The 26857-nt window shown below is 69.6% G+C and carries 21 protein-coding genes; 9 read left to right on the top strand and 12 right to left on the bottom strand.

Annotated features, from left to right (window positions below; all coding sequences use genetic code 11):
* Positions 1–203: 203 nt before the first annotated feature.
* The gene (locus D1350_RS00005; RefSeq protein WP_125772652.1) at positions 204–911 is read right to left on the bottom strand and encodes a GNAT family N-acetyltransferase; all 708 of its coding nucleotides are present in this window, start codon (positions 909–911) and stop codon (positions 204–206) included.
* A gap of 204 nt (positions 912–1115) precedes the next feature.
* Between D1350_RS00005 and D1350_RS00010 the strand changes: the two genes are divergently transcribed.
* Positions 1116–1475 carry a DUF7660 family protein gene (locus D1350_RS00010; protein WP_125772654.1) on the top strand — a complete coding sequence of 120 codons (360 nt, stop codon included), beginning with the start codon at positions 1116–1118 and terminating at the stop codon, positions 1473–1475.
* 132 nt (positions 1476–1607) lie between these two features.
* Here D1350_RS00010 and dnaB read toward each other — a convergent pair whose 3' ends face one another.
* Positions 1608–2972 carry a replicative DNA helicase gene (gene dnaB, locus D1350_RS00015; protein WP_125772656.1) on the bottom strand — a complete coding sequence of 455 codons (1365 nt, stop codon included), beginning with the start codon at positions 2970–2972 and terminating at the stop codon, positions 1608–1610.
* A 329-nt stretch (positions 2973–3301) separates the two neighbouring features.
* Between dnaB and D1350_RS00020 the strand changes: the two genes are divergently transcribed.
* Positions 3302–4666: an MATE family efflux transporter gene (locus tag D1350_RS00020; RefSeq protein ID WP_420807784.1), complete on the top strand. Its 1365-nt coding sequence runs from the start codon at positions 3302–3304 to the stop codon at positions 4664–4666.
* Between the two features lie 10 nt (positions 4667–4676).
* Here D1350_RS00020 and D1350_RS00025 read toward each other — a convergent pair whose 3' ends face one another.
* Complete coding sequence (locus tag D1350_RS00025) at positions 4677–5573, bottom strand: winged helix-turn-helix domain-containing protein (protein ID WP_125772660.1); 897 nt, start codon at positions 5571–5573, stop codon at positions 4677–4679.
* 418 nt (positions 5574–5991) lie between these two features.
* Between D1350_RS00025 and D1350_RS00030 the strand changes: the two genes are divergently transcribed.
* The 5 genes from D1350_RS00030 (at position 5992) to D1350_RS00050 (ending at position 15272) form a co-directional block, all read left to right on the top strand.
* Entirely contained in the window at positions 5992–10074 is a 4083-nt protein-coding gene (locus D1350_RS00030) for a S8 family serine peptidase (protein ID WP_240643778.1), read from the top strand.
* Between the two features lie 269 nt (positions 10075–10343).
* Positions 10344–11810, top strand: a complete 1467-nt coding sequence (locus D1350_RS00035; protein WP_125772662.1) for a hypothetical protein — start codon at positions 10344–10346, stop codon at positions 11808–11810.
* A gap of 106 nt (positions 11811–11916) precedes the next feature.
* On the top strand, positions 11917–13359 hold the full coding sequence (locus D1350_RS00040; RefSeq protein ID WP_125772664.1) for a hypothetical protein: 1443 nt from the start codon (positions 11917–11919) through the stop codon (positions 13357–13359).
* Between the two features lie 76 nt (positions 13360–13435).
* Positions 13436–14275: a hypothetical protein gene (locus D1350_RS00045; RefSeq protein ID WP_125772666.1), complete on the top strand. Its 840-nt coding sequence runs from the start codon at positions 13436–13438 to the stop codon at positions 14273–14275.
* A gap of 157 nt (positions 14276–14432) precedes the next feature.
* A complete protein-coding gene (locus D1350_RS00050) occupies positions 14433–15272 on the top strand; it encodes a hypothetical protein (protein ID WP_125772668.1) in 840 nt (279 codons plus the stop codon).
* Positions 15273–15388: 116 nt separating this feature from the next.
* Here the strand turns inward: D1350_RS00050 and rplI are convergent, their stop codons facing one another.
* The 8 genes from rplI to D1350_RS00090 all read right to left on the bottom strand — a co-directional run bounded on the left by rplI (position 15389) and on the right by D1350_RS00090 (position 22293).
* A complete protein-coding gene (gene rplI / locus D1350_RS00055) occupies positions 15389–15838 on the bottom strand; it encodes a 50S ribosomal protein L9 (RefSeq protein ID WP_125772670.1) in 450 nt (149 codons plus the stop codon).
* A gap of 20 nt (positions 15839–15858) precedes the next feature.
* On the bottom strand, positions 15859–16095 hold the full coding sequence (rpsR, locus tag D1350_RS00060; protein WP_125772672.1) for a 30S ribosomal protein S18: 237 nt from the start codon (positions 16093–16095) through the stop codon (positions 15859–15861).
* A 92-nt stretch (positions 16096–16187) separates the two neighbouring features.
* Positions 16188–16748, bottom strand: a complete 561-nt coding sequence (locus D1350_RS00065; protein ID WP_125772674.1) for a single-stranded DNA-binding protein — start codon at positions 16746–16748, stop codon at positions 16188–16190.
* Positions 16749–16861: 113 nt separating this feature from the next.
* Positions 16862–17152: a 30S ribosomal protein S6 gene (gene rpsF / locus D1350_RS00070; protein WP_125772676.1), complete on the bottom strand. Its 291-nt coding sequence runs from the start codon at positions 17150–17152 to the stop codon at positions 16862–16864.
* Positions 17153–17266: 114 nt separating this feature from the next.
* On the bottom strand, positions 17267–18346 hold the full coding sequence (locus D1350_RS00075) for an inositol-3-phosphate synthase (protein WP_125772678.1): 1080 nt from the start codon (positions 18344–18346) through the stop codon (positions 17267–17269).
* Complete coding sequence (locus tag D1350_RS00080) at positions 18343–19050, bottom strand: PadR family transcriptional regulator (protein ID WP_125772680.1); 708 nt, start codon at positions 19048–19050, stop codon at positions 18343–18345. The genes D1350_RS00075 and D1350_RS00080 overlap by 4 nt, the downstream gene beginning before the upstream one ends.
* A gap of 185 nt (positions 19051–19235) precedes the next feature.
* A complete protein-coding gene (locus D1350_RS00085) occupies positions 19236–21782 on the bottom strand; it encodes a transglycosylase domain-containing protein (RefSeq protein ID WP_125772682.1) in 2547 nt (848 codons plus the stop codon).
* Positions 21783–22023: 241 nt separating this feature from the next.
* Positions 22024–22293 (bottom strand): DUF7218 family protein, encoded by a 270-nt coding sequence (locus tag D1350_RS00090; protein ID WP_125772684.1) that lies wholly within the window; start codon positions 22291–22293, stop codon positions 22024–22026.
* A 290-nt stretch (positions 22294–22583) separates the two neighbouring features.
* On the opposite strand from D1350_RS00090, the gene D1350_RS00095 reads away from it, so the two are divergent.
* Complete coding sequence (locus D1350_RS00095) at positions 22584–24383, top strand: hypothetical protein (RefSeq protein WP_164544971.1); 1800 nt, start codon at positions 22584–22586, stop codon at positions 24381–24383.
* 111 nt (positions 24384–24494) lie between these two features.
* Here the strand turns inward: D1350_RS00095 and D1350_RS00100 are convergent, their stop codons facing one another.
* Positions 24495–25202: a DUF305 domain-containing protein gene (locus D1350_RS00100; protein WP_206074370.1), complete on the bottom strand. Its 708-nt coding sequence runs from the start codon at positions 25200–25202 to the stop codon at positions 24495–24497.
* Between the two features lie 131 nt (positions 25203–25333).
* Between D1350_RS00100 and D1350_RS00105 the strand changes: the two genes are divergently transcribed.
* Positions 25334–26794, top strand: coding sequence for an LVIVD repeat-containing protein (locus D1350_RS00105; RefSeq protein ID WP_240643779.1), 1461 nt, complete (start codon positions 25334–25336; stop codon positions 26792–26794).
* Positions 26795–26857 lie beyond the last annotated feature (63 nt).

The raw sequence follows: 26857 nt of genomic DNA on the forward strand, positions 1-26857 counted from the left end.
CGACAGCTCCACTTCACAACCGGAGGCCTTCCTCATCCGGTAACCCGAGCCCGTGTCGACATCACGGGCTCGGAACAACCTCCCTGGACATCACAGCTAGACCTGCAGGCACACCCCTGCGCATGTCGAGCACTGGGGTGGCGCGGACTAGCAGCGACACTCTTCCAGTGGGACATGGGGTTCGTTGATGCAGGATGGGATGGTCATTGCCAGTGAACGGGACGACCGACCTCGACGAATCCAAGCCGGCCGTAAACTCCTTGTCCGATGTCGCTGCTGCTCAACGTAGCCGGCAACTCCGAGGCGAGGGCGAGGACTCGCTGCAGCAGCGCGGTGCCCAGCCCCGCGCCCCGGACCGCGGGTAGGACCGCGACTGCGCTGACGACGAGGCAGGACCTGGTCACCAGACCCAGAGCACCCCCGGCCGGGCGGCCATTCAGTTCTGCGAGCAGGAGCGAAAGACCTGGTTGCCGCTGAGAGCCTGCCGGGTGGAGTTCTCCGGGGCGGCTGGGCGGCCCTCCGTTCGCCTCGAACACCACCCGCTCCCAGGCAATGGTGTCCGAGTCCGAGGTCACTGATCGGATCGTGAACCCGACCGGGAGCGTGTGATCATCCACCGCGCCCGGGGCTCGGTGCATCCACGGGTTCGACTCCGCGCGTCGACGGCTTGGCATGTCGTTCTCATCGAAGGTAGCGAAGGAGTCACACACGGTGCCCTGCACCTCGGCAAGGGCACCCGCCGATGCCGTCATATTCAACGTCACAGCGCCGAGGAGGAAGCGGTGCGGAACTCCCTCCGGGGTCCAGCCGTAGTCGTTGCCCACCGCCCAGGAACTCCCAAGACCCTGGTGGAGCACCCGCTGCAGCTCGCTTTCACCTTCGGCGCACAAGGCCGCACGGGCGTCTGTCATGGCAAGCAGTCTAGGGAGACTCACCAGGTCTCTCGCTCGCAACCTGCTGCCTTACCTGGGCGTATACATCGACGTTGAGCTCTGGGGCTACCCAGAGACCCTCAAGACCGCGAGGCACAGGACGGCCGTCTGGAACCAGTGGCGAGCCACCCGCTCTGCCATCATCACGGGATGGAGCTCCTATGCCGCCGGTGCCACCGCCCCGTGAGCGTCAGCGCAGCCGGATACGACACATTCGAGCAGATGCACTACATCTGCTTCCACTACGAGTTCGAGCACCGGGGTTTCGACGTCGATGAGAGCTGTGGCCTCGCTGGGTGCCCATCGGCCGCATACGGGTCAGGGAAGCAGGCCGTCATCGCGACAGCCAGATCACTTGCGATCGCCGCTGCGGCCGACGAGCCGTGGACCAACCCAACGTTGCACGAGTACCTCGAAGCTCTCGCTGGTTGGCTCGAGGACTCCGACGGGTACTACCTCAACGTCGTCGGGCGCCGGACTCCGCCTCAGAACGGCTGGGAGGTGTTCAATGACGCGCTCCAGGCGGCTGCGACCTACGAGTGAACCCGCGGCCGCCCACGTTGTGCCCAACCACGCGGCCACTACACCGCCAGGTGGTCACCCACGGACCCGCTAGTGGCCTTGTAACAAAGGTGGACCGTTTTACAACCTAGGCTGCACGTCCACAGCGCGCTCCTACACCTGCATGTCGACGAAGCGCTGGTAGTGGCCCTGGAAGGCGACGGTGATGACGTCGGTGGGGCCGTTTCGGTGCTTGGCCACGATCAGGTCGGCCTCACCTGCCCGCGGGGACTCCTTCTCGTAGGCGTCCTCGCGGTGCAAAAGTATGACAACGTCCGCATCCTGCTCAATAGACCCAGACTCTCGCAAATCAGACATCTGCGGTTTCTTGTCCGTGCGCTGCTCGGGACCACGGTTCAGCTGCGAGATCGCGATGACCGGGACCTCGAGCTCCTTCGCGAGCAGCTTGAGCGCACGGGAGAACTCGGAGACCTCCTGCTGTCGCGACTCGACGCGCTTGCCGGACGACATCAGCTGGAGGTAGTCGATCACGACGAGCTTGAGGTCGTGGCGCTGCTTGAGCCGACGGCACTTGGCCCGGATCTCCATGAGCGACATGTTCGGCGAGTCGTCGATGAAGAGCGGCGCGTCCGACACCTTGCCCATGGTGGCGGCGAGCTTCTGCCAGTCGCCGTCGTCCATCTTTCCTGAGCGCATGCGGGTCAGCGGCACCCGGGCCTCGGCCGCGAGCATACGCATCGTGATCTCGTTGCGGCTCATCTCGAGCGAGAAGATGACGGCCGCCATGTTGTGGTGGATAGCGGCATGACTCGCCACATTGATGCCCAAAACGGACTTTCCAATTGCCGGTCGCGCCGCGACCACGATCATCTGGCCCGGGTGCAGGCCGTTCGTGAGCCGGTCGAAGTCCGAGTACCCGGTCGGTACGCCTGTCATGCCCTCGCCGCGGCCCTGAGCGGCGTCGATCTCGTCGAACGTGGGGCCGATGATCTCGGACAGCGGCAGGTAGTCCTCCGACGCCCGCCGCTCCGTGACCGAGTACAGCTCGGCCTGGGCGTTGTTGACGATGTCGTCGACCTCGCCGCCGTCGGCGGCGTAGCCCATCTGCACGATGCGGGTCCCGGCTTCGACGAGACGGCGCAGCACCGCGCGCTCCCGCACGATGCGGGCGTAGTACCCGGCGTTGGCGGCCGTGGGGACGCCCGCCATGAGGTCGTGGATGTAGGGCGCCCCGCCGATGCGCGCCAGCTCACCGCGGCGGGCGAGCTCGGCGACGACGGTGATCGCGTCCGCGGGCTCACCTCGCCCGTACAGGTCGATGATCGCCTCGTAGATCGCCTCGTGGGCCGGGCGGTAGAAGTCGTTGCCGCGGATCTGCTCGATGACGTCAGCGATCGCGTCCTTGGACAGCAGCATGCCGCCCAGCACGCTCATCTCAGCCGCGATGTCCTGCGGCGGGGTCCGGTCGAGGCCCGGCGTCCTGGCCGGGGCAAAGCTCTCGAGCTCCTCGATCGACATCCACACCTCCGCTTCACCGTCACTGCGCGACGTCCGCCGCCCGTCCGGCACCGGGCCCTACATCAGTTCTACTCCGGGTGACCGACACGATCGTGGACCTCGTCCACAGGCGTTTCCGCGAACCGCGCCCGATGACCGTACGGCGGTGTCCCAGGCACCGCAAGGAGACCTGTGGACAGTGGTGTGCACAGGAGTGTGGAAAGGTGGCACCGGGCTGTGCACACAGGGTGGACAACTCCGTTCACATCTGGGGATAACCCCTGTGTACAACGCCACACACCCCTTCTGACCTGCGACGACACTTCCCTCAGCCTGTGGAGAAAAAGAAGTTGGGCGACTTGCGCCACACCAGCCCCGAGAGGGCCGTCGACGCGGCTTCCCGGCGCCGCGTCGACCGCGAGATCCTCGCGCTCGCCGTCCCGGCGCTCGGCGCGCTGGTGGCCGAGCCGCTCTTCGTCCTGGTGGACAGCGCCGTCGTCGGCCACCTCGGCACCCCCCAGCTCGCCGGGCTCTCGCTGGCGAGCAACGTGCTGCTCACCGTCGTGGGACTCTGCATCTTCCTCGCCTACACGACCACCGCCCAGGTGGCCCGCCTCATGGGCGCCGGCAAGGAGCGCGAGGCGCTCCGGTCCGGTGTCGACGGGCTCTGGCTCGCCGTCGGCCTTGGTGCGGTGCTCGCCGTCGCCGTGGCGACCACCGCCCCGCTCGCGGTCGATGCGCTGGGGGCCCGCGGCGACGTCGGGCAGCATGCCGTGACCTATCTGCGGTGGTCCGCGCCCGGCCTGCCCGGGATGCTCCTCGTCCTGGCCGCGACCGGCGTGCTCCGCGGCCTGAAGGACACGCGCACCCCGCTCGTGGTGGCGACAGCGGGGGCGATCGTCAACGCCGTCCTCAACGTCGTGCTCGTGTACGGGGCGGGCCTGGGGATCGCCGGCTCGGGCCTGGGGACGGCCGTGACCCAGCTGGGGATGGGCGCCGTGCTCACCGCCGTGGTGGCCCGCGGGGCGCGCGCCCGCCGGGCGGGCCTGCGGCCGCACCGTGCCGGCATCCTGTCCGGTGTCGCCGCGGGTGCGCCGCTCCTGGTCCGCACGCTCTCGCTGCGGCTCGCGATCCTGCTCACCGTGGTGGTCGCCACCGACCTCGGTGACGTGTCGCTTGCCGGCCACCAGGTGGTGAGCTCGCTCTGGGGCCTCGCGGCGTTCGCGCTGGACGCGCTCGCCATCGCCGCCCAGGCTCTCGTGGGGCACGGCCTGGGCGCGGGCGACGTCGGCCACGTGCGGGGCGTCCTCCGTCGCTGCCTGCAGTGGGGCGTCGGTGCGGGGGCCGCGATCGGCCTGGTGCTCGCGGCGGCGGGCTGGTGGATCGCCCCCCTGTTCTCGTCGGACCCGGAGGTGCGCGTCGCCGCGGCCCTCGCCCTGGCGGTCTGCGGGCTGCTCATGCCCATGGCGGGCTGGGTCTTCGTGCTCGACGGCGTCCTGATCGGCGCCGGTGACGGGCGCTACCTCGCCTGGGCCGGCATGATCACGCTCGCCGTGTACGTCCCGTTCGCGCTCGCCGTCCAGACCTGGGCGCCCGACGGCGGACCCGGCCTCGCGTGGTTGTGGGCAGCCTTTGCGGGGGTCTTCATGGCGGCCCGAGCCGTGACCACGGGCCTGCGCGCGCGCGGCACGGCCTGGCTGGTGACCGGCGCCTGAGCCGGGGGCGTCAGGCCGCCACCATGAGCCGGTAGCCCACCCCGCGCACCGAGGCGACCTCGAGGTCCCGCACGGTCGTGAGGCGCTTGCGGAGGCGCTTCACGGCGGAGGTGACATGGTCCGGGTCGCCCAGGTACTCGCTGTTCCACACGGTGGCCGTGAGCTCGGCGAAGGACCACACCCGGTCGACACGCGACGCGAGCACGGCGAGGAGGTCGAACTCGCGCACCGAGAGGTGGATCCGGCGGCCGTACGCCGTCACCTCGCGGGTGGCGGGGTCCAGCACGAGCGGGCCGCGCACGAGCGGCGCGGGACGTTCGACGAGGTTGTGGACCATGGGGACACGCCCCGCACCCGTGGAGAACCGGGGCCGGAGGCTGAGGTTCGGGACGCCGCGCCGTATCGAGGGGACGCGGCGGACGGTGCCCGCCGACCCCGCCGCCGCAATTGCCCCCGCCGCCGCCCCCGTCTCCCCCGCACCCGCCGCCGCACCCGCCGCCGTGCCTGCCGCAGTGTGGGCGGCCTGCGTGGGTGCAGGCCGGTGGCCTCTCGGTCCCGGTGCCCGGACCACGGGGATCGCCAGCGTTGCCGCCGCGTTCCATGCGCCGGCTCTGCTCCGTCCCTCGGCGGCGCCCTGCGGGCTGACCGTGAGAGGCGGGGCGACGTCGGGACCTGTCGGTACCGGCACGGGGTCCGCCGGGACCACGCTGACCGCCCGCGGGCCGGGCGCTCCGGCTGCCCTGGGGGCAGGCGGGCCGAGCAGCGCCCGTGCGCCCTCGGTGTCGGCGGTGGCGAGCACGACGCCGTGCCCCCGGAGAAGCCGTGCGATCTCGCTGACCTGGCTGAGTGTCAGGCCGACGCAGACGACGTATCCGCCGTCCGCGCCCGCCACGGGCTCGTGCGTCATGGACCACCCTCCCTGACGACGCTGACTTTCAGGGTGTTCGGGACCGCGGATGCGGAGCCCGCACCGAGTCTTGCCCGAAACCGTACCGTCGAGGTCAATTGTTGGTTACCGTCCGGTGACGGGGCGAAATTGGCGTATTCCTGCCTGGATGGCGGGTTTGTGCAGTCGAGGGGTGAAGTTCAAGCAACTGCCCTTGAAGTGGGACGGTTCTGTCCGGTATGCGCACAACGCTCAGTAGGCGGTCCGTCGGTGTTCCGACCGCAAAGTGTCCGTCGGCTGACGGGTAACTGCCCTTAACCTGACCGACGACCAACCTTGTTGCTCCGGACGACTAACGCGACGGTAGGTGAGGCCCACGACCGTGGGTCGTCGCATGCACGCCCGCCTACCGGAGGGTGTGCTCGCACCTGGAGGCCTCATGCACCGTCGCACCATGCTGGCGAGGCGCGGGGCGGTCGCTGTCACAGCGCTCGCCTCACTCGTCGTCGCCTCAGCGCTCGGCGTCGCCCCGGCGATCGCCGCGCCGTCACCGACAGCGCCGCTACCGACATCGTTGTCGGCAGCGGACGTGGCTGTCGCAGCGGAGGACAAGCTCACGACAACCGCACGGGACCGGCTCGAAGCCGGCACAGCCGACTTCTGGGTCAAGATGGCCGACACCACAGACCTCTCGACGGCGAGGGGGATCGTCAGCTGGGCTGATCGCGGCCAGTTCGTCTACGACGCGCTGACCAAGACGGCCGAGGCGTCACAGGCTGGAACCGTTGCCGAGCTCCAGGCTGTCGGGGCCGAGTACGAAACCTTCTGGATCAGCAACCGCATCCTCGTCAAGGCCGGCACCCTCAAGCTCGCCACCTCGCTCGCCGCCAGCGCCGAGGTGAAGGAGATCCACGAGACGGAGACGCTGGAGGCACCGGAGCCCGTCGAGGCGGCGCCCTCGGGCCCCGTCGGCCTGGACGCCCCGGAGTGGGGTCTCAACGCGATCCGCGCCCCCGAGGCATGGGCCATGGGCGTGACGGGCGAAGGCATCGTGGTGTCGAGCGTCGACTCCGGCGTCCAGTACGACCACCCCGCGCTGGTGAACCAGTACCGCGGCAACGACGGCGACGGTACGTTCACGCACGACTACAACTGGTTCGACACGTCCGGCCGATGCGGCGGCGTCCCCTGTGACTTCGCGGCGGCCAGCAGCCACGGCACCCACACCATGGGCACCATGCTCGGGTCCGACGGAGGCTCCAACCAGATCGGCGTCGCCCCCGGGGCCCGGTGGATCGAGTCCAACGGCTGCGACACCTGCTCGGACGCCGACCTGATCCAGGCCGGCCAGTGGATCACCGCGCCGACCAACCTCGCGGGCACGAGCCCCGACCCGGCCAAGCGCCCGCACGTGGTGAACAACTCGTGGGGCATCTCGACGGCGGGCGTCATCGACCCCGAGTGGTACATGGACGTCACCGCGGCCTGGGAGGCGGCGGGCATCTTCGCCGTCTGGTCCGCGGGCAACAAGGGCCCGACGTGCGACACGACGTCGTCGCCCGGCGCGAACCTCTCGTCCTACTCCGTGGGCGCGCTGCAGTCGAACGGCACCATCGCGTCCTTCTCCTCGCGCGGCGAGGGCGAGGGCGGCCAGATCAAGCCGCACATCGCGGCGCCGGGCGCGGCCGTGCGCTCGTCGATCATCAACGGGCAGTACGGCAACCTGTCGGGCACGTCGATGGCTGCGCCGCACGTGGCGGGCGCGGTCGCTCTCCTGTGGAGCTACGCCCCGGCTCTCGTCGGTGACGTCACCGAGACGCGCCGCCTGCTCGACGCGTCCGCCGTCGACACCAGCGACACCACCTGCGGTGGCACCGCGGCGGACAACAACGTGTACGGCGAGGGCAAGCTCGACGTGGTCCGCCTCCTCGAGCTCGCACCGCTCTCCGCCGGGACCGTCGCCGGAACGGTGACCGGGGCCGGCGCGCCGGTCGCCGGGGCGACAGTCGTCCTCGACGGCTCGACCGACCGCACGGTCACCACTGGCGCCGACGGCACCTTCTCCGTCAGCGTCGAGGTCGGTGACTACACCGTCTCCGCCTCTGCGTTCGGCTTCGTCACCGAGTCGACCACGGCGACCGTCGCGATCGACGCGACCACGACCGTGGACTTCGACCTGGCCGCGGCCTCGCGCTACGCCGTCTCGGGCACGGTCACCGACAAGCTGGCGGGCGGAGCCGTGAGCGGCGCCACCGTCACGCTCGCGCCGGGCAGCCTCAGCACCACGACGGCCGCGGACGGCACGTTCTCCTTCCCGGCCGTCCCGGCCGGGACCTACACGCTGGGGACGCCGGGCAGCGCCTGCGCGGACGCCTCCAGCACCAGCGTCGTGGTCGACGGCAACGAGACCGTCCCGGTCAAGATCTCCTTCAGGTACGACGGCGGCGGCTACTTCTGCTCCGTCGGTACCGGCGGATTCGTGGCAGGCGACACCAAGCTGACCCTGACGGGCGACGACGTGGCCACCTCGGTGCCCCTGCCGTTCGCCTTCCCGCTCTACGGCACGGACTACAGCACCGCGTTCGTGTCCTCGAACGGCTTCCTGAACTTCCTCGCGAGCGCGACGTCGCTGAGCAACGTGGCGATCCCGGCCGCGGGGGTTCCCAACGCCGCGCTCTACCCGTTCTGGGACGACCTGCTCATCGACTCGTCGGCGGGCGTCTACACGGCGACGAGCACGATCGGCGGCGTCCAGGCGTTCACTCTCGAGTGGCGCAACGTCCGGAAGTACAGCCCGTCGACCGACCGGGTGAACTTCTCCGTCACGATGTTCGAGGACGGCAAGGTTGTCTACGGCTACGGCGACCTCACGGAGACCGCCACGGCCAAGGGCAGCTCGGCCACGGTGGGCCTGGAGAACGCGAACGGCACCATCGCGTCGCAGTTCTCCTACAACACTGCCGGGCTGTCGGACGGCATGTCGATCACGTACGACCTCGCCCCCATGGGCACGGTGTCCGGCGTCGTCAAGGACTACAACACCAAGGCGGGCATCGCCGGGGCCGACGTGGTCCTGACCGCCGCGGACGGCAGGTCCACGACGCTCACGACGGGCGCCGACGGCACCTACTCCACCGCCCTCGTGATCGGCCGGTATGCGCTGGCGTTCTCGGCCGACGCCTACCAGGGCGTCTCGCGGAACATCACGGTGACCGACGGCGGCGCGCTCGTCTCGAACGCCCAGCTCAAGGCGGGCAGGCTGGTCGTCAGCACCACGGCGATCACCTCCAGCCTCGCGATGGGCGGCTCGGTCTCCCGGAACGTCCGGGTCACCAACACGGGCTCCGCCCCGGTCGAGGTCAACCTCTCCGCGGGTGGCAGCGACTTCGCCCCGCTGGGCGCGACCGGGGCCACCGGCGTGGTTCAGGGCGTGGAGAAGCCCGCGACGAGCGTCACGACGTCCGGTTCCGGCGGCTCCTCCACGCTCGCCAGGGCGTCGGCGGCGACGAAGGCGACGACGGCTGCCACCTCGGTGACCCCGGCGATGGACATCGACCCGCTCGCGACGACGATCACCCACTCGGCCTCGCAGAACATCCTCGAGGTCAACTCGGTCGCCTGCCCGAGCGGCCCGACGTCGCACCTGCGCACGTTCACGCTGAGCGACTTCGGCGTCGATGGCTCGTTCGACGTGTCGAGCGTGTCCTTCGGCGTCGAGATGAACCGCCAGGCGCAGGACGTGGACGTCAACCTCTACACCCTGTCCGGGGCCTTCGTGTACGCGAACCTCACCCCGATCGGCTCCACGACGGTCAACCTGCCCGCGCAGGAGCTGACCATGGTGGAGGTCCCGGTCACCGGTGCCGTCCCGGCGGGAGGCACGCTCGTGGTGGAGATCTCTCAGGCGATCGGAGGGTCGTTCTACATCGGCTCGAACGACGCCGGCGAGACCGCGCCGTCGTACATCGCGTCCGAGACCTGCGGCATGCCTGACCCCGCCTCGGTCGAGGGCGAGTGCTTCCCAGGCGTGCACTACGTCATCAACGTGACGGGTGACGCTGCCGGTGGCGGCTCGGGCGTCGAGTGGCTGGACGTCCAGCCGCCGTCGTTCACGCTGGCCCCGGGGCAGAGCGTCGTGGCGATCGCCACGATGTCCGCCACGGTGGACCAGCCCGGGACCTACACGGCGAACATCACCGTCGGTGGTGAGACGCCGTACGCCAACCCGTCCGTCGCCACCACGATGACCGTCAAGGCGCCGGCCGGCTGGGGCAAGATCACGGGCACCGTCTACGGCAACGGCACGCCGCTCGACGGCGCCGTCGTCCACCTGGACGGCATCTCGTACGACGTGACGCTGCTGACCGACGCCGACGGTACGTACTCGTACTGGATGCAGAAGTCGAACGCGCCGCTCCAGCTGACGGTGGCCGCGGCGGGCTTCGTCCCGCAGACCACCAAGGCGCAGATCATCGCCGGCCAGACGACGGTCTACGACTTCAACCTCGCCCCGCTCCCGTAGCCGGGCCGAGCGGCGCGTAGGAGGACCGGACGCCATGAAGGGGGCGGCCCCGCGACGTGAGTCGCGGGGCCGCCCGTCGTGCGACCAGGGCACGGCACAGGTCGTGTGGGAGCCATTCCGGGCCGCTCGCCCAGACCCTAGCCGCGCCAGCCGGGTGAAAAACGGGCCGACAGGGTCTCGAGGCCGAAATGTCGGTCATAACGTGTGCCCGGGGCCGTTATCGTGTGCGCCAGTGCGCCCACAGTGGGCGTTTCCTCGATCGGAGTTCCATGAAGGCTTCGTGCTGCACGGCAGGGGGCGTCGTCGTCGGCGCGCTGCTCGTGTCGAGCCTGGTCGCTCTGCCGGCTGCGCAGGCCGCTACACCGCCCGGGTCCTGGTACTACCTGACGAACGGCACCACCGGCGGTTCCGCCGACATCGCCTTCGCCTACGGCAAGGCGGACGACACGGTCCTGGTCGGTGACTGGGACGGCGACGGCACAGACACCCTCGGTGTCCGCAGGGCCCAGATGTACTACCTGACCAACGGCACCACCGGTGGTACCGCGGACATCACCTTCGCCTACGGCAAGCCGGACGACGTCGTCCTGGTGGGCGACTGGGACGGCGACGGCACGGACACCCTGGGTGTGCGCCGCGGCAACATGTACTACCTGACGAACGGGACCGCCGGCGGTTCGGCCGACATCACGTTCGCCTACGGCAAGAGCTCGGACGTCGTCCTGGTGGGCGACTGGAACGGCGACGGTACCGACACGCTCGGCGTGCGCCGCTCCAGCACGTACTACCTGACCAACGGCACCACGGGTGGCGCGGCGGACATCACGTTCGCCTACGGCCGGGGTGACGACGTCGTCCTGGTGGGCGACTGGAACGCGGACGGTACGGACACGCTCGGCGTGCGCCGCTCGAGCGCGTACTACCTGACCAACGGCACCACCGGTGGCGCGGCGAACATCACCTTCGCCTACGGCCGGGGTGACGACGTCGTCCTGATCGGTGACTGGAACGGTGACGGCAGCGACACCCTCGGCGTCCGCCGCGCGACGGGCCCCGCGTCGATCCCAGCGGCGCCCGCGTGGTTCTACGATGACGAGTACATCGGATTCAACGTCGGCGGATTCCGGGTCTACCCGCACCTCACGAGCGTCCCCACCGGTCTCTACAAGACGCCGAGCTCCGGCTACGCCTGTAACTGGCAGACGCAGGACGCAGCAGGCAACGTGCTGGGCGGCTTCTTCGGCCCCGGTCCGCTCCACATCGAGCTGACCGCCGACGTCGCGGTGCTGGCAGTGTCCGGCGGCTGCGACCTTCCGTGGGCCACCGTGTTCCCGGGCGCTCAGCCGCGCATCGCCAACACCTTCGGTGAGGGCGAGTACGCGCTGGGCAAGGACATCCGGCCGGGTGTCTATCGCTCGCTGGTGCCTTCTGCGGAGTGCTTCGTGCTGGCGCTCAACGACTTCCAGGGCCGCGACTCGTCGATCCGTGGCGGCTGGGAGCCGTTGCCCGAAGAGATCGGCCAGGAGGTCTACCTCATCATCGAGTCGACAGATGTCGCGGTGCGCAGCTACGGCTGCGGAACCTGGGAGTGGGTCGAGGAGGAGCCGGCGGCTGCCGCCGCCGGCGCCCGCACGTTCGACTCCCTGGCGCGGCTGGACACCCCGGCGGCTGAGCTCTCGACGCTTGAGGGCCTTGAGGCCGTCGAGGCCGTCGAGGCCGTCGAGGCGAAGAACTGACCTGACCTGACCGGTCACGACGAAGCCCTCGTCCTCCTCTGAGGGCGGGGGCTTCGTCGTGCCGCACGTTCCCCGACGCCGCAGGCGTCATCGTGATCGGAGTTCTATGAAGACGCTTCGTGCTGCGCGGGCAGGGGGCGTCGTCGTCGGCGCGCTGCTCGTGTCGAGCCTAGTTGCTCTGCCCGCGGCTGAGGCCGCTACCCCGCCGGGGTCGTGGTACTACCTGACGAACGGTACGGCCGGTGGGTCTGCCGACATCGCGTTCGCCTACGGCAAGGCGGACGACACCGTCCTGGTCGGTGACTGGGACAAGGACGGTACGGACACTCTGGGTGTTCGTCGGGCTCAGATGTACTACCTGACCAACGGCACCACCGGTGGTGCCGCGGACATCACGTTCGCCTACGGCAAGCCGGACGACGTGGTGCTGGTGGGTGACTGGGACGGTGACGGTACGGACACCCTGGGAGTGCGTCGTGGTAACTCGTACTTCTTGACGAACGGCACCACGGGTGGCGCGGCGGACATCACGTTCGCGTACGGCCGTGCGGACGACGTGGTCCTGGTGGGCGACTGGGACGGCGACGGTACGGACACGCTCGGCGTGCGCCGCTCCAGCGCCTACTACCTGACCAACGGCACCACGGGTGGTGCTGCGGACATCACGTTCGCGTACGGCCGTGCGAACGACGTCGTCCTTATCGGCGACTGGAACGCGGACGGTACGGACACGCTCGGCGTGCGCCGCTCGAGCGCGTACTACCTGACGAACGGGACCACCGGTGGGTCTGCCGATATCGCGTTCGCCTACGGCCGGGGTGACGACGTCGTCCTGATCGGTGACTGGAACGGTGACGGCAGCGACACGCTGGGCGTCCGCCGCCAGAACGGCCCCGCCACGATCCCGTGGTCGCAGTACCCCACGTGGTACACGGTCGGATCGAACCACTCCCCGGGCTACCCCCACCTACCGACGGGCCTGTACCGCGCGTCGGTGACGTTCACCTACTGCTACTGGGAGGCGCAGGACCTGAACGACGTGATGGTCGGCCGGGGTGCGGGGCCCGGCCCCGCCTACATGGAGCTCACCTCGAAGGTCGCGTGGGTCTATGTCGATCCGGGGTGCGGATACTACGACGGATGGCGCACCGCGTTCCCCGGCGACGTTCCCAACCTGGACCTGCCGTTCACCGGGCAGTACCGCGTCAACATCGATGTCGCCCCGGGCCTCTACCGCGGCGTGCCGACGGACGGCGACACCACCGACGAGCTGGACGCGTGCTGGGTCGGCTTCCTCAAGGACTTCACCGGCGCCGACGGCTCGTACGTCGGGGCTGAGCTGCCCTACGGCCAGGAGGTGATCGTCGAGATCCCCGCGGACTACACGGGCTTCGAGACCTTCTACTGCAACACGGGGTGGGAGCCGTACGTGCCGCAGGACGGCCTTAAGTTCGAGGCCGTGTCGCCGTGGACCATCGGCGCGCCGGGGATCTCCAGCGCCACGGAGCGTCCGGCAGCCGCCACCAGGACGCCTGCGTCGCGCCCATGAGGTGACGTCCGGAATGTCGACCGGATCCGTCCTTATCGGGTGACACCACCTGGCGTCCTGGACACAAGGAGGGGAAATGGGCGAGAAGATCAACCGCAGGGCCGCGGCAGCCGCTGCGGCTCTGGCGGCGGTCGGCGGCCTGATGGCCACGTCGGTCGTGCTCGCGCCGTCGGGCGCGGCGCACGGCGTCAACGTCTGGCACGGCGACACCTACCTGCTCAAGAACACGCTGGCAGGCGGATCGGCCGACGTCACCTACACCTTCGGTGACACGGAGTACCTTCCCACGCTGATCGGCGACTGGGACGGCGACGGGGACGAGACGCCGGGCGAGCTGATCGGACGGCGCTTCCTGCTGTGGGACGACTGGGAGAGCGAGGACCCCGCGTACTCGTTCACGTTCGGCCCGACCAGCTCGGGTACCCCGTATGTCGGGGACTGGGACGGCGACGGCGACGACACCATCGCCGTCCGGCCCTCCGACACGACCACGTTCTATCTCAGGAACGAGCTGGCGTCGGGTCCGGCGGACGTGACCTTCAGCTACGGACAGCGTTGGGCGGACGCCTACACAGGTGACTGGGACGGCGACGGCGACGACACCTTCGCCGTGCGGCCGTACGGGACGAACGCGTTCCACGTGCGCAACGTCCTCGCGGGCGGCCGTGCCGACCTCGTGTTCGGGTTCGGCCGACCCTGGGAGACCGTCGTGGCGGGCGACTGGGACGGCGACGGCGACGACGCCGTGGCACTCCACCGGGAGAGCCGGCTCTACGTCTTGCACGGCCTGACGGGCGGGACGGCCGACGTCACGATCGCGTTCGGCAGGCTCTGGGACAGCCCGCTCACCGGGGACTGGGACGGAGACGGGTACGACACGTTCGGTCTCCGGCGTGCTCCGTGCGAGTACTGCTGAACCTCGACAGGCCCTTGCAGAGGCCCGGTCTCCTTTGTCGGAGACCGGGCCTTCGTGCGTTTCGTTCTTCACCCGGTCGGGTCTCAACGGAGTGCGGCCCCCGTACGTCCTTGGGCATTGAGACGTGACAAGACGTCCTGAACCGGGGAGAAAAGACATGAAGACGACCGTCGCCCGCAAGGTCACCTCGACGGCTACCGTGCTCGCCACGGCGTTCGGTGTGGCGGGGGTCGCGCTGGCCATGGCGCCCGCGAGCCAGGCCCACGGGACGAGCTCCGGCTGGGGCGAGACCTTCCTCCTGAAGAACAGCCTCCAGGGCGGCGGCGCTGACGCGACGCATGTCTTCGGCGGCACGCAGGAGGTGACGCTGCTGGGCGACTGGGACGGCGACGGCGTCGAGACGCCGGGCATCAAGAACGGGCGTGAGTACCAGCTCTGGAACAACTGGGCCGGCGGGGCGCCCGCGTACGCGTTCACGTTCGGTCCGGCCACCCCTGGTACCGCAGTCGTGGGCGACTGGGACGGCGACGGCGACGACACGATCGGCGTGCGGCCCGCTGGTACCACCACGTTCCACCTCACCAACGACCTGGCGGCAGGACCGGCGGACGTGAGCTTCACCTACGGGCCCTCGTATGTCGACGTCCTCTCGGGCGACTGGGACGGCGACGGGGACGACACGATCGGCGTGCGTCCGAGCGGTACCAACACCTTCCACCTCCGCAACTCGCTCACCGCGGGCTTCGCGGATCGTGTCGTCGCCTTCGGCCGTGCGACCGACGAGGCGGTCGCCGGTGACTGGAACGCGGACGGGACCGACACGATCGCCCTGCACCGCGCGCAGTACATCTACGTCCAGAACACGCACTCCGGTGGGACCGACCTCACGCTCGCCTTCGGCACGCCGTGGGACGCGCTCCTCGCCGGTGACTGGGACGGCGACGGTGACGACACCTTCGGCGTGCTGCGGGTTACCGAGGGGTCCTGCGGCTGCTGACGGCCGCCACCGGGGCTCGCCCCCGGACGCACGAAGGCCCGGCCTCCCTGGAGGGAGACCGGGCCTTCGCTCGTGGTGCTACCCGATCGCGCGGGCGTTGCTCAGGCTGACCGAGGTCAGAGAGCGACGACCTTCACCGCGATCTTCGCCGACACCTCGGGGTGCAGGCGGATGGACACCTTGTAGTCGCCGGTCGTCTTGATGGACTGACCGATCTCGATCTTGCGCTTGTCGACGGACGGGCCGCCGGCCTCGGCGACCGCGCCGGCGATGTCGCCGGTGGTCACCTGGCCGAACAGACGACCGGACTCGCCGGCCTTCGCCTTCACGACGACAGGCTTCGCACCGAGCGCGTCGGCGGTGGCCTTGGCCTCGTCCAGCGTGGCGATCTCGCGGGCCTTGCGGGCCTTGCGGATAGCCGTCTGCTGGGACTCGGCGCCCTTGGACCACGGGGTGGCCAGGCTGCGCGGGATGAGGTAGTTACGGGCGTACCCGTCCTTGACCTCGACCACGTCGCCGGGCTCACCGAGACCGGTGACCTCGTGAGTCAGGATCAGCTTTGCCATGTTTTTCGATCCCTTCCTGGTCAGCGAGCCGACGACGAGTACGGCAGCAGGGCCATCTCACGGGCGTTCTTCACGGCCTTCGCGATCTTGCGCTGCTCCTGGACGGAGACGCCGGTCACGCGACGGGCGCGGATCTTGCCGCGGTCGGAGATGAACTTGCGCAGCAGCGCCGTGTCCTTGTAGTCGATCGAAGCGATCTTCGCGGACTTGAGCGGGTTGGTCTTCTTCTTGGGCTTTCGCACCACAGGCTTGGCCATGGTGTTGCTCCTTCGTCAGGTGCGGTCCGCGCCCTGGACGCCCGGGGGCGCCGTCGGGCTGCGGACGGAGTGATGATCTGGGGAGGTGCCGATCAGAACGGCGGTTCGTCCGAGAACGATCCGCCTGACGACGCGGGGCCGGCCGTGGCCCACGGGTCGTCGTTGCTCTGGCCGCCACCGGACGAGCTGAATCCTCCGCCTTGCGCGCCGCCGGCGTTCCCACCGGCGTTTCCGCCGCCCGAGAAGTTGCCGCCTCCGCCGCCTCCGCCGAAGCCGCCGCCACCCTGACGCTGGGTCCGGGTGACCTTGGCCGACGCGTAGCGCAGGGACGGACCGATCTCGTCCACCTGCAGCTCGACGACAGTGCGCTTCTCGCCCTCGCGGGTCTCGTAGGAGCGCTGCACCAGACGGCCTTGCGCGATGACGCGCGTGCCCTTGGTCAGCGACTCCGCGACGTTCTCAGCGGCCTCGCGCCAGAGCGAGCAGCGCATGAACAGGGTCTCCCCGTCCTTCCACTCGTTGCTCTGGCGGTCGAAGGTGCGCGGCGTCGACGCCACCGTGAAGTTGGCCACCGCCGCACCCGCAGGGGTGAAGCGAAGCTCCGGGTCTCCGGTCAGGTTCCCGACCACCGTGATGACGGTCTCACCAGCCATGCCAATTCCTCGATTCTCGTCGTCGACGCTTGCTGTGTCTGTGGTTGTGAGGGAATCCCACCACGAGCCACCGACACGCGCGCCCTCAGGGGCGCGGATTCAGCTCAAGCGGTTCAGCGGACGCCGGTGCGCAGGATCTTGGTCCGCAGGACGACCTCGTTGAGGCCGAGCTGACGGTCCAGCTCCTTCGCGGTGTCCGCGGTGGCGGTGAAGTCGACCACGGCGTAGATGCCCTCGGACTTCTTCGCGATGTCGAACGCCAGGCGGCGGCGACCCCAGATGTCCACCTTGTCGACGGTGCCACCCTCGGTCGTGATGACCGACAGGTACTTGTCGAGCGACGGGGCTACGGTGCGCTCCTCGACCTCCGGGTCAAGGATCACCATCAGTTCGTACTGACGCATGTTGACAACCCACCTCCTCTGGTCTCAACGGCCACGGTCGTTCCGTGGCAGGAGGGTTACGTGCGTGCGTCGCTGTGCCCGAAAGGCACAGCGACGCACCAGTCTACCGGACGCTTACCGCTCGATGTCCCCGCGGATGAAGGCCTCAAGCTGGGCGCGCCCAGCGGTGTCCTCCATCTGCACGGGCGGCGACTTCATGAAGTACGTCGACGCGGAGAGGATCGGTCCGCCGACGCCGCGGTCCTTGGCGATCTTGGCGGCGCGGACGGCGTCGATGATGATGCCGGCCGAGTTGGGCGAGTCCCACACCTCGAGCTTGTACTCCATGTTCAGCGGAACCTCGCCGAACGCGCGACCCTCGAGGCGCACGTAGGCCCACTTGCGGTCGTCGAGCCAGGCGACGTAGTCCGAGGGGCCGATGTGCACGTTGCGCGCACCCAGGTCGTGCTCGAGGTTCGACGTGACGGCCTGCGTCTTGGAGATCTTCTTCGACTCGAGGCGGTCCCGCTCGAGCATGTTCTTGAAGTCCATGTTGCCGCCGACGTTGAGCTGGTACGTGCGGTCCAGCACCACGCCGCGGTCCTCGAAGAGCTTGGCGAGCACGCGGTGCGTGATCGTGGCGCCCACCTGGGACTTGATGTCGTCGCCGACGACCGGCACACCGGCGTCCTCGAACTTCTTGGCCCACACCGGGTCCGACGCGATGAAGACGGGCAGCGCGTTGACGAACGCCACCCCCGCGTCGATGGCGCACTGCGCGTAGTACTTCGCGGCGACCTCCGAGCCCACGGGCAGGTAGCAGACGAGCACGTCCGCACGGGCCTCGCGCAGGGCGGCGACGATGTCGACCGGCTCGGCGTCGGACTCCTGGATGGTCTCGCGGTAGTACTTGCCCAGGCCGTCGTTAGTGACGCCGCGCTGGACGGTCACCCCGAGCGGCGGCACGTCCGCGATCTTGATCGTGTTGTTCTCGGATGCGTTGATCGCGTCGGAGAGGTCGAAGCCGACCTTCTTCGCGTCGACGTCGAACGCCGCGACGAACTCGAGGCTCGACACGTGGTAGTCGCCGAACTGCACGTGCATGAGGCCCGGGACGGTTCCGGCGGGGTCGGCGTCACGGTAAAAGTGCACGCCCTGCACCAGGGACGACGCGCAGTTGCCTACGCCGACGATGGCGACGCGGATGGAGGTCATCCTCGCTCCTTCTCGTTCGTGCCGGGGTGGGGAACACCCTCGGCGGGGTGTGTTTCGTGGTCCCCGCCGGCCGTGCGTGACGGCCCGGACGTGGGTGTGCTGCTGCTGGCCCGTGCGCGGGCGCGTGCTCCGACGCGTCCCCGCTCGGTGGTGATGAGGCTGTCGAGCCAGCGCACCTCGCGCTCGACCTTCTCGAGTCCGTAGCGCTGCAGCTCGAGCGTGTACTCGTCGAGACGTGCACGCGTGCGCGTCGCGGACTCCTTGACCGCTTCCAGCCGCTCCGTGAGCCGGGTGCGCCGGCCCTCGAGGATGCGGAGGCGGGTCTCGGCGTCGGTCTGCGCGAAGAGCGCGAACCGGACGTCGAAGTTCTCGTCCTCCCAGGCGGCGGGCCCTGACGTGGCCAGCACGGTCTGGAGGTGCTCCTTGCCCTCGGCGGTCAGCTCGTACACGATCCGGCCGCGCCGGCCCGCGAGGGGCGGGGGCGGGGGTGTCGTCCTGCCCGACGCCGGGCTCTCGCCCTCCGTCGTGACGATCAGGTGGCGCGTGACCAGGCTCTTGAGCGCCGGGTAGAGGCTTCCGTACGAGAAGGCGCGGAACGAGCCGAGAAGGAGGTTGAGCCGCTTGCGCAGCTCGTAGCCGTGGAGCGGGGCTTCGCTGAGCAGACCGAGGATGGCGGTCTCGAGCACGTCCGAGCGGCTGCGCACGATGTCTCCTTCCCCTGTGTGCCCGGGGCCATCGCGCGCTTCGTGCGTGACTGACCTATCGAGTCGATACATCGCGAGGATAGGACGAGTGTGAACGGGATGCAACGCGGAGCAGGACACGGGATGAAGGGCAGGAGCCCGGCTCACGAGTGTGAACCGGGCTCCTGGGCACGACAGGTGGTCTGCTACGGGAGGATGCCGCCGCCACCGCCACCGCCGCCGCCTCCTCCGCCGGGCACCGAGATGGACGGCGACGGCTCCGGCTCGGGCTCCTCCGGTCCGCTCGAGACCACCAGCTTCACGATGCTGTGCCGGTCCACCTCCGACCCGGGGCCGGGATTCATCGAGATGACCGTGCCCTCGGGTCGGCTGTCCGGCACGCGTTCGAACGCTGGGGTCAGCTGGTACTCCCGTTTCTGAAGCTCGCGCGTCGCATCCTGCTCGGTCATCCCGACGACGTCGGGGACCAGGACCTTGTTCTGCGCCTTCGGGCCGCTCGAGACGGTCACGGGGATGTTCGCCCCCGGACCCACTATCTGTCCGGCATTCTCGACGTGGATCACGGTGCCCTTGGGCTCGTTCGACTCCTGGAGACGCTCCTGGGCACGTAGCCCGAGCTGCTGGAGGCGCTCACGGACCTGTTCGATGGGCTTGCCGACGAGGTCGGTCGGGACCGTGACGCCTTCCTGCTCCGGGGTCGGCGAGGGCGTCGGGGTCGGCGACGGCTTGGGCGTGGGCACCTTGTACTCCGGGAAGGGCAGCACGGGCTGGCCCTCGAGTGCGGAGCCCATGTAGGCAGTCCAGGCCCTGACGGGCCACGAGCCACCGGTGATCTCTCCGTCTGCCCACTGGGCGAAGGGCGTGATCGTCTCGTACGCACCCTTGCCTTCGTTTGCTTCCCGGTTGAACTGGTAGAGCCCCACCACCGTGGTGAGCTGGGGCACGAACCCCGCGAACCAGGCGGAATGGTTACTCGACGACGTGCCGGTCTTGCCGGCAGCCGGCCGACCCAGCTCCCTCGCGGGCTCGCCCGAACCCTTCTCGACGACCTGGGTCATCGCATAGGTCGTCGCACCGATGACGTCGGGCGCCACGACCGGGTTGGAGATGACCGTGGCCTCGTACTGGGGCTCGTCGCGCAGGGTGGTCACGGTCTGGACCATGTAGGGCTCGCGCTCGATCCCGCCGGCCGCGATCGTGTTGTACGCATGGGCGAGGTCGAGGTTGTGCACGGACGCGTCCCCGAGCACGTTGCCGAGGTTGTTGCCGATGACCTTGGCCTCCGAGCCGTACGTCTCGGGGATCCCCAGCCGGAACGCCACCTCGGCGGTCTTCTCCGGGCCGACCTCCTTGTTGAGCTCGACGTAGGCGGAGTTGATCGAGTCCTGGGTCGCCTCGACCAGGTCGACCTGGCCGTAGCTCTTGCCGCCGAAGTTCTTGACGCCGCGGTCCGCCGAGCCCACGTCGTCGTTGAAGCCCGGGACCATGAGGTTGTGGGTGCCGTCGAACTGGTCGCGGATGCTGACGCCGTTCTCGAGTGCGGCGATGAGTGTGAAGGGCTTGAACGTGGAACCGCCCTGGGCGACGTCGTAGGTCGCCGCGTTCGTCGGCATGGTCACGTAGTCCGGCCCGCCGTAGAGCGCCTTGATCGCACCGGTCGCGGGATCGATCGAGGTGAGCGACGCTCGGGTGAGCGGGTTGGCGTCCGGCGGGAGGGCCATTGCGACCTCGGCGGCCCCCATCAGGCGCGGGTCGATCGTCGTCGTGACCTTGTAGCCCTTCGTCCGGAGGTCCTCGGCGGAGATGTTCGCGCCCTCGGGGTCGGCGAGCTCGTCCTCCACCAGCTGGAGCAGGTAACCCTTGGTGCCCTGGAGGCTGTCGCCGGCCTGCTTCGGGACGGGCACGGGGAAGGCAGCGGCAGCCTTCTCCTCCGGCGTGATCACGCCGTCCTCCGCCATGAAGTTGATGGCGCGCTGCCACCGCTCCTGGATCTTCTTCTGGTTGTACTCGGGGTCCTTGGTCCCGTCCCACTGGTTCGGGGACGGGATGGTACCGATGAGGAACGCGATCTTGTTGTAGTCGAGATCCTTGGCGTCGACCCCGAAGTAGGCCTGGGACGCGGCCTGGATGCCGTACGCGCCACGTCCGAAGTAGATGACGTTGACGTACCGCTGGATGATGTCTTCCTTGGACTGCGCCTCCGTCACCTTGTAGGCGAGGATCGCCTCGCGGACCTTGTCCTTGTACGACTTTCCCGAGCCGTAGTACTGCTCGACGTACTGCATGGTCAGGGTGGACCCACCCTGCTGCGGATTGCCCTGGAGGTTGTTGACGGCGGCTCGGACGATGCCACGCGGGTCCACGCCGCTGTTGGTCCAGAACGTCTTGTCCTCGGACGCGACGAGCGAGTCGGTGATCAGCTTCCAGTTCGGCAGGTCGGCGGGCGTGACATTGACACGGTCGACCGCCTTGAACTCACCCATCACCGAGCCGTCCGCGTAGTACACGGTGGTGGTCTGGTTTCCGACGTCGGCTCCCTGCTCAGGGATCGGCGTCGTCGTGTAGCCCATGACGATCACGCCGGTGGCCAGCGACAACCCCGTGAGGATGGTGCCCACCACGATCCGCCAGGAGGGGACCCACGCGCGCCAACCCCGCCGGTAGGGGCGGGGGTAGTTCCAGAATGGCTGACGCCGGCGCGGGACCTGCGGAGGAATGCTCCAGTTCGCCACGTCCTGCTTCTCCTCTTCGTCGGTCTCTTCGGGTCCGCAGCCGAGGCGACGGCTCGAAGAGCGCGCTCGAGGTACAGCGGACCAACCGAAACAATAGGGGGTCCATCTGGAGGAGAGGCATCGTGACGGCGCAGAAGAGGGTCGTCTGTGCGGTTCCTGCCAGGTCCGCGCAGGCCTCTGCCCCCTGCTTCACACAATCCTCACAGGGTGGATAGGGCCGAGCGGTCGGTTCGGTGGCGGCTCAGTGGTGCCGGAGCGCGTCGACCAGGTCGTCCTTCTTCATCCGGGAACGGCCGGCCACGCCGACCTCGGCGGCCTTCTTGCGGAGGTCGGCCACGCTCCAGTCCTCGTAGGACGGCGACTTGCCGCCCTTCTTCCCGACGCTGCTGCGTCCGCGCGCCGCGGCCGCGTTGGCGATCCGTGCCGACTTCTCCTTGCTGTTTCCCTCCTCGCGGAGCTCCTCGTAGAGCTCGGGGTCCTTCACGCTGGGGCCCGGGGAACGCCGTGGCATCGCGGTCTCCTTCTCTGGTGACTTCTGTGGTAGGGCGCTTGCTTCCACCGTCTCCCCGGGGCGGCGAGGTCGCAACCAACCGGGTGAACTGCGGAACCATTACTGAATTGTGATCAATAAGAGGCCTCGGAACGGTTCCCTCCCGGCGTGCCGATGGGTACGTTCACTTCTCAGAGGTTCCCGGTACCCCGGGTATCAGGAGTCCCGCCAGAGTCGGCGGGCTACGGCGCCGATCTCGCGCCGGACGTACCTGCACCGCGGCGATGGAGCCGCGACGAGAGGACGGAAAGATGGCGAACCACGCCAACCCCTTTGCGCGCCGACCGAGACCGGCATCCACAGCCCTGAGCATCGCGGGGCTCGTGCTCCTGACGCTGGCCATGGTCGTGCTCGTGGGCTTCCTGCTGGTCTACAACGGACAGCTCGCCACCGGCGCCGCCAAGCTCGACTCCGGCGCAGGCGACCTCCAGGCGGGAGCCTCCGAGCTCGCGGACGGCGCCGACCAGGTGTCCGACGGCGCAGGCCGTCTCGCCGAGGGCGCGAGCACCCTCGCTGCGGGCACCGTCGAGGTGACCGCCGGCACGGCGAAGCTGACCACGGGAGCCTGGGAGCTGGACGGGGGCGCCCAGACCGCGCTCGCCGGGTCCCAGAAGCTGGCCGACGGCACGGCCCTCCTCAGGGACGGTGCCCTCAAGATCGCCGACGGCACCGCCGAGACGGCCACCGACGTCCGCGACCTCGCGGCCGGGTCGACGAAGATCGCGGCGGGGACCGGCCAGCTCCTCACCGGCGCCGGCCAGCTCCGCGGAGGCGCGGAGCAGCTCGCCGGAGGTATCGACACCCTGGTGGCCAAGACGCCCAGCCTCGTCGGGGGCGCCGACCAGCTGGCCGCAGGAGCCGGCCGCCTCGCCGTCGGCTCGTCCGACCTCGTCGACGGGCTGGGCGCCCTGGGCGCCGGCTCGGCACAGCTGGCGGCCGGCGCGGCTGACACGGACGCCGGCGCCGACGCGCTCGCGGCGGGGACGACCGTGCTCGCGGCCGGTGCCGACCGGATCGTCGGAGGTGTCGCCACGGTCGATGCAGGCGTCGCCCAGGTCGACGCCGGGCTCGGCTCGCTCGTGGCCGGCACCGCGAACGTGCGGGACGGGAACGCCGCTCTCGCGACGAACCTCCGTGCACTCGCGACGAGCGCCACGGACCCTGCGCTCAAGGCACAGCTCGAGGCGCTCGCCGCCTCGGCGGAGGCGCTCCGCGACGGGTCGGCCGCGACGGCAGCCGGAGCCGCTGCTGCCAAGGGCGGCACGGCAGCGGTCCTCGGCGGCATCCGGCACGAGACGGGGGGCCTGGCGGTGGGCGCCGCCACGCTCCGTGGGGGTGCACAGGGCGCCGCCGCAGGGGCGGCCCAGCTCGCAGCGGGCACCGAGAAGGTCAAGGTCGGCGCGGCCGGCGTGCGTGCCGGCGCAGCCGATGCTCTCACCGGTGCGCGGCAGCTCGAGTCGGGGGCGGCGGACCTCCGCTCGGGTGCCGTCCTCCTCGACGCGGGGGCCTCGGAGCTCGGTGCCGGGGCGCCTCAGCTCCAGGCAGGCGCCCACCAGATCTCCGGCGGTCTCGCCGGCCTCCAGGGCGGCCTGGGAGAGGTTGACGCCGGGGTGATCGAGATCCGCGACCGGGTGGTGCCGAAGGTGACCAAGTCGCAGACGCTCGCCGACGGCGCCGACCGGCTCGCCCTCAAGCTCGGCGAGGCGGAGGACGGCGCGCTCCAGCTCAGCACCGGTCTCGGCACGCTCGCCGAGGGCACGGGCACCCTCGCGGAGGGCGCCAACGCTCTCGACACGGGCGCGCAGAAGCTCTCCGCCGGCGCGGGCGACCTGGCCGACGGCGCCGCCGACCTCGCCGACGGCAGCGGCGACCTGGCCCAGGGCGCCGTCACCCTGGCGGACGGGACCGGCACGCTGGTCGACGGCACCGGGACCCTGAGGGCCTCGGCCGGGACGGGTACCGCGGGCGTGGTCCCCCCGGCGGGCGGCGCGCTCGCAGTCCTCGGTCTGCTGGCCGCGGCCGTGGGCCTGGCACTCCGCCGCCGGGCCTGACCCTCCCGGCGCACACGCTGTGGGTACACAGATGGTCGCCTTCCGGCTTCGGAAGACGACCATCTGTGTACCCACAGCGTTGTGTACCCACCGCGCCGGCCCGGCGCGGGGCTACATCCCTGCGAGGAGGTCCTCCATGCGGTCGATCTCCGCCGTCTGTCCCGCCGCGGTCTCGTCCGCCATCTCGCCGGCGTAGACGTCGGTCCCTTCGGCGACCACCGTGTGCGCCATCTCCACCGCACCCCGGTGGTGGCGGATCATCAGCTCGAGGAACGCCCGGTCGAACTCGGTCCCGCTCGCCGCCTCCAGGTTCGCCAGCTCCTCGGCCGACACCGCGCCGGGCATCCCGGCGTGGCCGTGCCCCGCGTCCGACGGCGTCCGCGGACCCGTGCCGTCGGCCGCCTCCGCGGCCACGGGGACGGGAAGGCCGCGTGCCTCCAGCCAGGCCGCGAGGGCGTGGATCTCGCCCGCCTGGGCGCCCTCGATCCGCTCGGCGAAGGTCCGCACCTGCTCGGACGACGCGCGCCCGGGCGCCAGCGCTGACATCTCGAGCGCCTGCGCGTGGTGGTCGATCATCACCGTCACGAACTCGACGTCCGCGTCGTTCCACTCGCTGTACGGGTCATCCACACCGTCGAAGTCCTCGGGCGAGATGGTGGTCGCGGCCTCACCAGGCCTCCCCGGCTGCACGACGACGGAGCTCGGCTTCGAGGTCTCGTCGCCCTGGGCGGTGCACGCCCCGGTCAGAGCGACCACGCTCAGGAGGGCGAGGGGCAGGAGCGGGGCGAGGGGCCGACGTCGGCCCGCGGAGGTGTGCACGAATCCCATCCTTCCCGATCGAATGTCACTACTGTGTAAAAAATCCCGCCAAAGCCTTTTCTTCGGGCAATTAGAGGGCGAGACTCGCTGGACCCTACCAAGGAGGTGTGACGACTGTGCGTCGTTCAACCGTGAGATCCGGAGTCGCTGCCGGTGCACTGAGCACGGCACTGCTGGTCGGTTCCTTCGCCGCCGCCGCCCCCGTCTACGCGGAGCCCGGAGACACCGCGGGCGGCTCCGCCGCCGAGGTCATCGCTGCCCTCGACGACTCGTCCGTCCTCCCGCTCCTCGACCAGCCGGGCGACGTGGCCTCGGACAACATCGAGCTGCTCGCCAACATCCCCAAGAACGGGGCGTTCGTCCCGGAGGGGCAGTACGGCTCCGACCTCGCCTTCTCGGGCGACTATGCCTTCGCCGGGAACTACGGCGGCTTCACCGTCTACGACATCAGCGACCCGACGGCACCCGTCCAGGCCCTTCAGGTCGTGTGTCCCGGCTCGCAGAACGACATCTCGGTCTACAAGGACATCCTGGTCCTCTCGACCGACTCCTCCCGGTCCGACGACTCCTGCGAGAGCACGACGCAGAGCGTCACGATCAAGGACTCGTGGGAGGGCGTGAAGATCTTCGACATCTCCGACCCCCTCAACCCCGTCTACGTGTCGGCCGTCGAGACGGCGTGCGGCTCGCACACCCACACGCTCGCCCCGACCCGCGACGGGCAGACGCTGTACGCGTACGTGTCGTCGTACAGCCCGAGCCTTGCCGCGCTCGACTGCCAGCCGCCGCACGACCTCATCTCGATCGTGAAGATCCCGGTGAAGGACCCGGCGGCGGCCGAGGTCGTGGCGGCTCCCGCGCTCTTCCCGGACGGCGGCCACCCCGGCGGCCGGAACGAGCAGGGCTTCAACACGTCCGCGACGAGCGGCTGCCACGACATCACCGCGTTCCCGGAGAAGGACCTCGCCGCCGGTGCCTGCATGGGTGACGGCATCATCATGGACATCTCCGACCGCGAGCACCCCGTGGTGATCGACTCGGTCCGGGACACCACGAACTTCGCCTTCTGGCACTCCGCGACGTTCAACAACGACGCCACCAAGGTGGTCTTCACCGACGAGCTCGGCGGTGGCGGTGCGGCCACCTGCAACCCGACCGTCGGTTCCACGCGGGGCGCCAACGGCATCTACGACATCGTGGACGGCGAGCTCGACTTCAAGAGCTACTACAAGATCTCGCGCACCAACACGAACACCGAGAACTGCGTGGCCCACAACGGCTCGCTCATCCCGGTGAAGGGCCGCGACCTCATGGTCCAGGCCTGGTACCAGGGCGGCATCTCCGTGTACGACTTCACCGACTCCGAGAACCCGGTGGAGCTGGCGTGGTTCGACCGCGGCCCGCTCTCCACGGAGCGGCTGATCGTCGGCGGCAGCTGGTCGGCGTACTACTACAACGGCTACGTCTTCTCGAACGACATCCAGAAGGGCTTCGACGTCCTCGAGATCTCTGACGAGGTCGTGCCGAAGCAGAAGCCGAACATGTGGAACCGTGAGTTCAACCCGCAGATGCAGGAGAAGTTCCACTCCTGACCTGCTGCTCCTGACAGGCTGAGCACGACCGAGCCGAGGGACGGCGCCGAGCACGGGGTATCC

This window comes from Antribacter gilvus (assembly GCF_003946865.1).
Classification (GTDB): Bacteria; Actinomycetota; Actinomycetes; order Actinomycetales; family Cellulomonadaceae; genus Antribacter; species Antribacter gilvus.

Excerpts from the sequence above, each read along its gene's own strand:
- D1350_RS00040 (WP_125772664.1), top strand. The coding sequence starts at position 11,917 with ATGAAGACGCTTCGTGCTGCGCGGGCAGGGGGCGTCGTCGTCGGCGCG.
- rpsR (WP_125772672.1), bottom strand. The coding sequence starts at position 16,095 with ATGGCCAAGCCTGTGGTGCGAAAGCCCAAGAAGAAGACCAACCCGCTC.
- dnaB (WP_125772656.1), bottom strand. The coding sequence starts at position 2,972 with ATGTCGATCGAGGAGCTCGAGAGCTTTGCCCCGGCCAGGACGCCGGGC.
- D1350_RS00065 (WP_125772674.1), bottom strand. The coding sequence starts at position 16,748 with ATGGCTGGTGAGACCGTCATCACGGTGGTCGGGAACCTGACCGGAGAC.
- D1350_RS00035 (WP_125772662.1), top strand. The coding sequence starts at position 10,344 with ATGAAGGCTTCGTGCTGCACGGCAGGGGGCGTCGTCGTCGGCGCGCTG.
- rplI (WP_125772670.1), bottom strand. The coding sequence starts at position 15,838 with ATGGCAAAGCTGATCCTGACTCACGAGGTCACCGGTCTCGGTGAGCCC.
- D1350_RS00030 (WP_240643778.1), top strand. The coding sequence starts at position 5,992 with ATGCACCGTCGCACCATGCTGGCGAGGCGCGGGGCGGTCGCTGTCACA.
- D1350_RS00045 (WP_125772666.1), top strand. The coding sequence starts at position 13,436 with ATGGGCGAGAAGATCAACCGCAGGGCCGCGGCAGCCGCTGCGGCTCTG.
- D1350_RS00075 (WP_125772678.1), bottom strand. The coding sequence starts at position 18,346 with ATGACCTCCATCCGCGTCGCCATCGTCGGCGTAGGCAACTGCGCGTCG.
- rpsF (WP_125772676.1), bottom strand. The coding sequence starts at position 17,152 with ATGCGTCAGTACGAACTGATGGTGATCCTTGACCCGGAGGTCGAGGAG.
- D1350_RS00050 (WP_125772668.1), top strand. The coding sequence starts at position 14,433 with ATGAAGACGACCGTCGCCCGCAAGGTCACCTCGACGGCTACCGTGCTC.
- D1350_RS00090 (WP_125772684.1), bottom strand. The coding sequence starts at position 22,293 with ATGCCACGGCGTTCCCCGGGCCCCAGCGTGAAGGACCCCGAGCTCTAC.
- D1350_RS00025 (WP_125772660.1), bottom strand. The coding sequence starts at position 5,573 with ATGACGCACGAGCCCGTGGCGGGCGCGGACGGCGGATACGTCGTCTGC.
- D1350_RS00095 (WP_164544971.1), top strand. The coding sequence starts at position 22,584 with ATGGCGAACCACGCCAACCCCTTTGCGCGCCGACCGAGACCGGCATCC.
- D1350_RS00005 (WP_125772652.1), bottom strand. The coding sequence starts at position 911 with ATGACAGACGCCCGTGCGGCCTTGTGCGCCGAAGGTGAAAGCGAGCTG.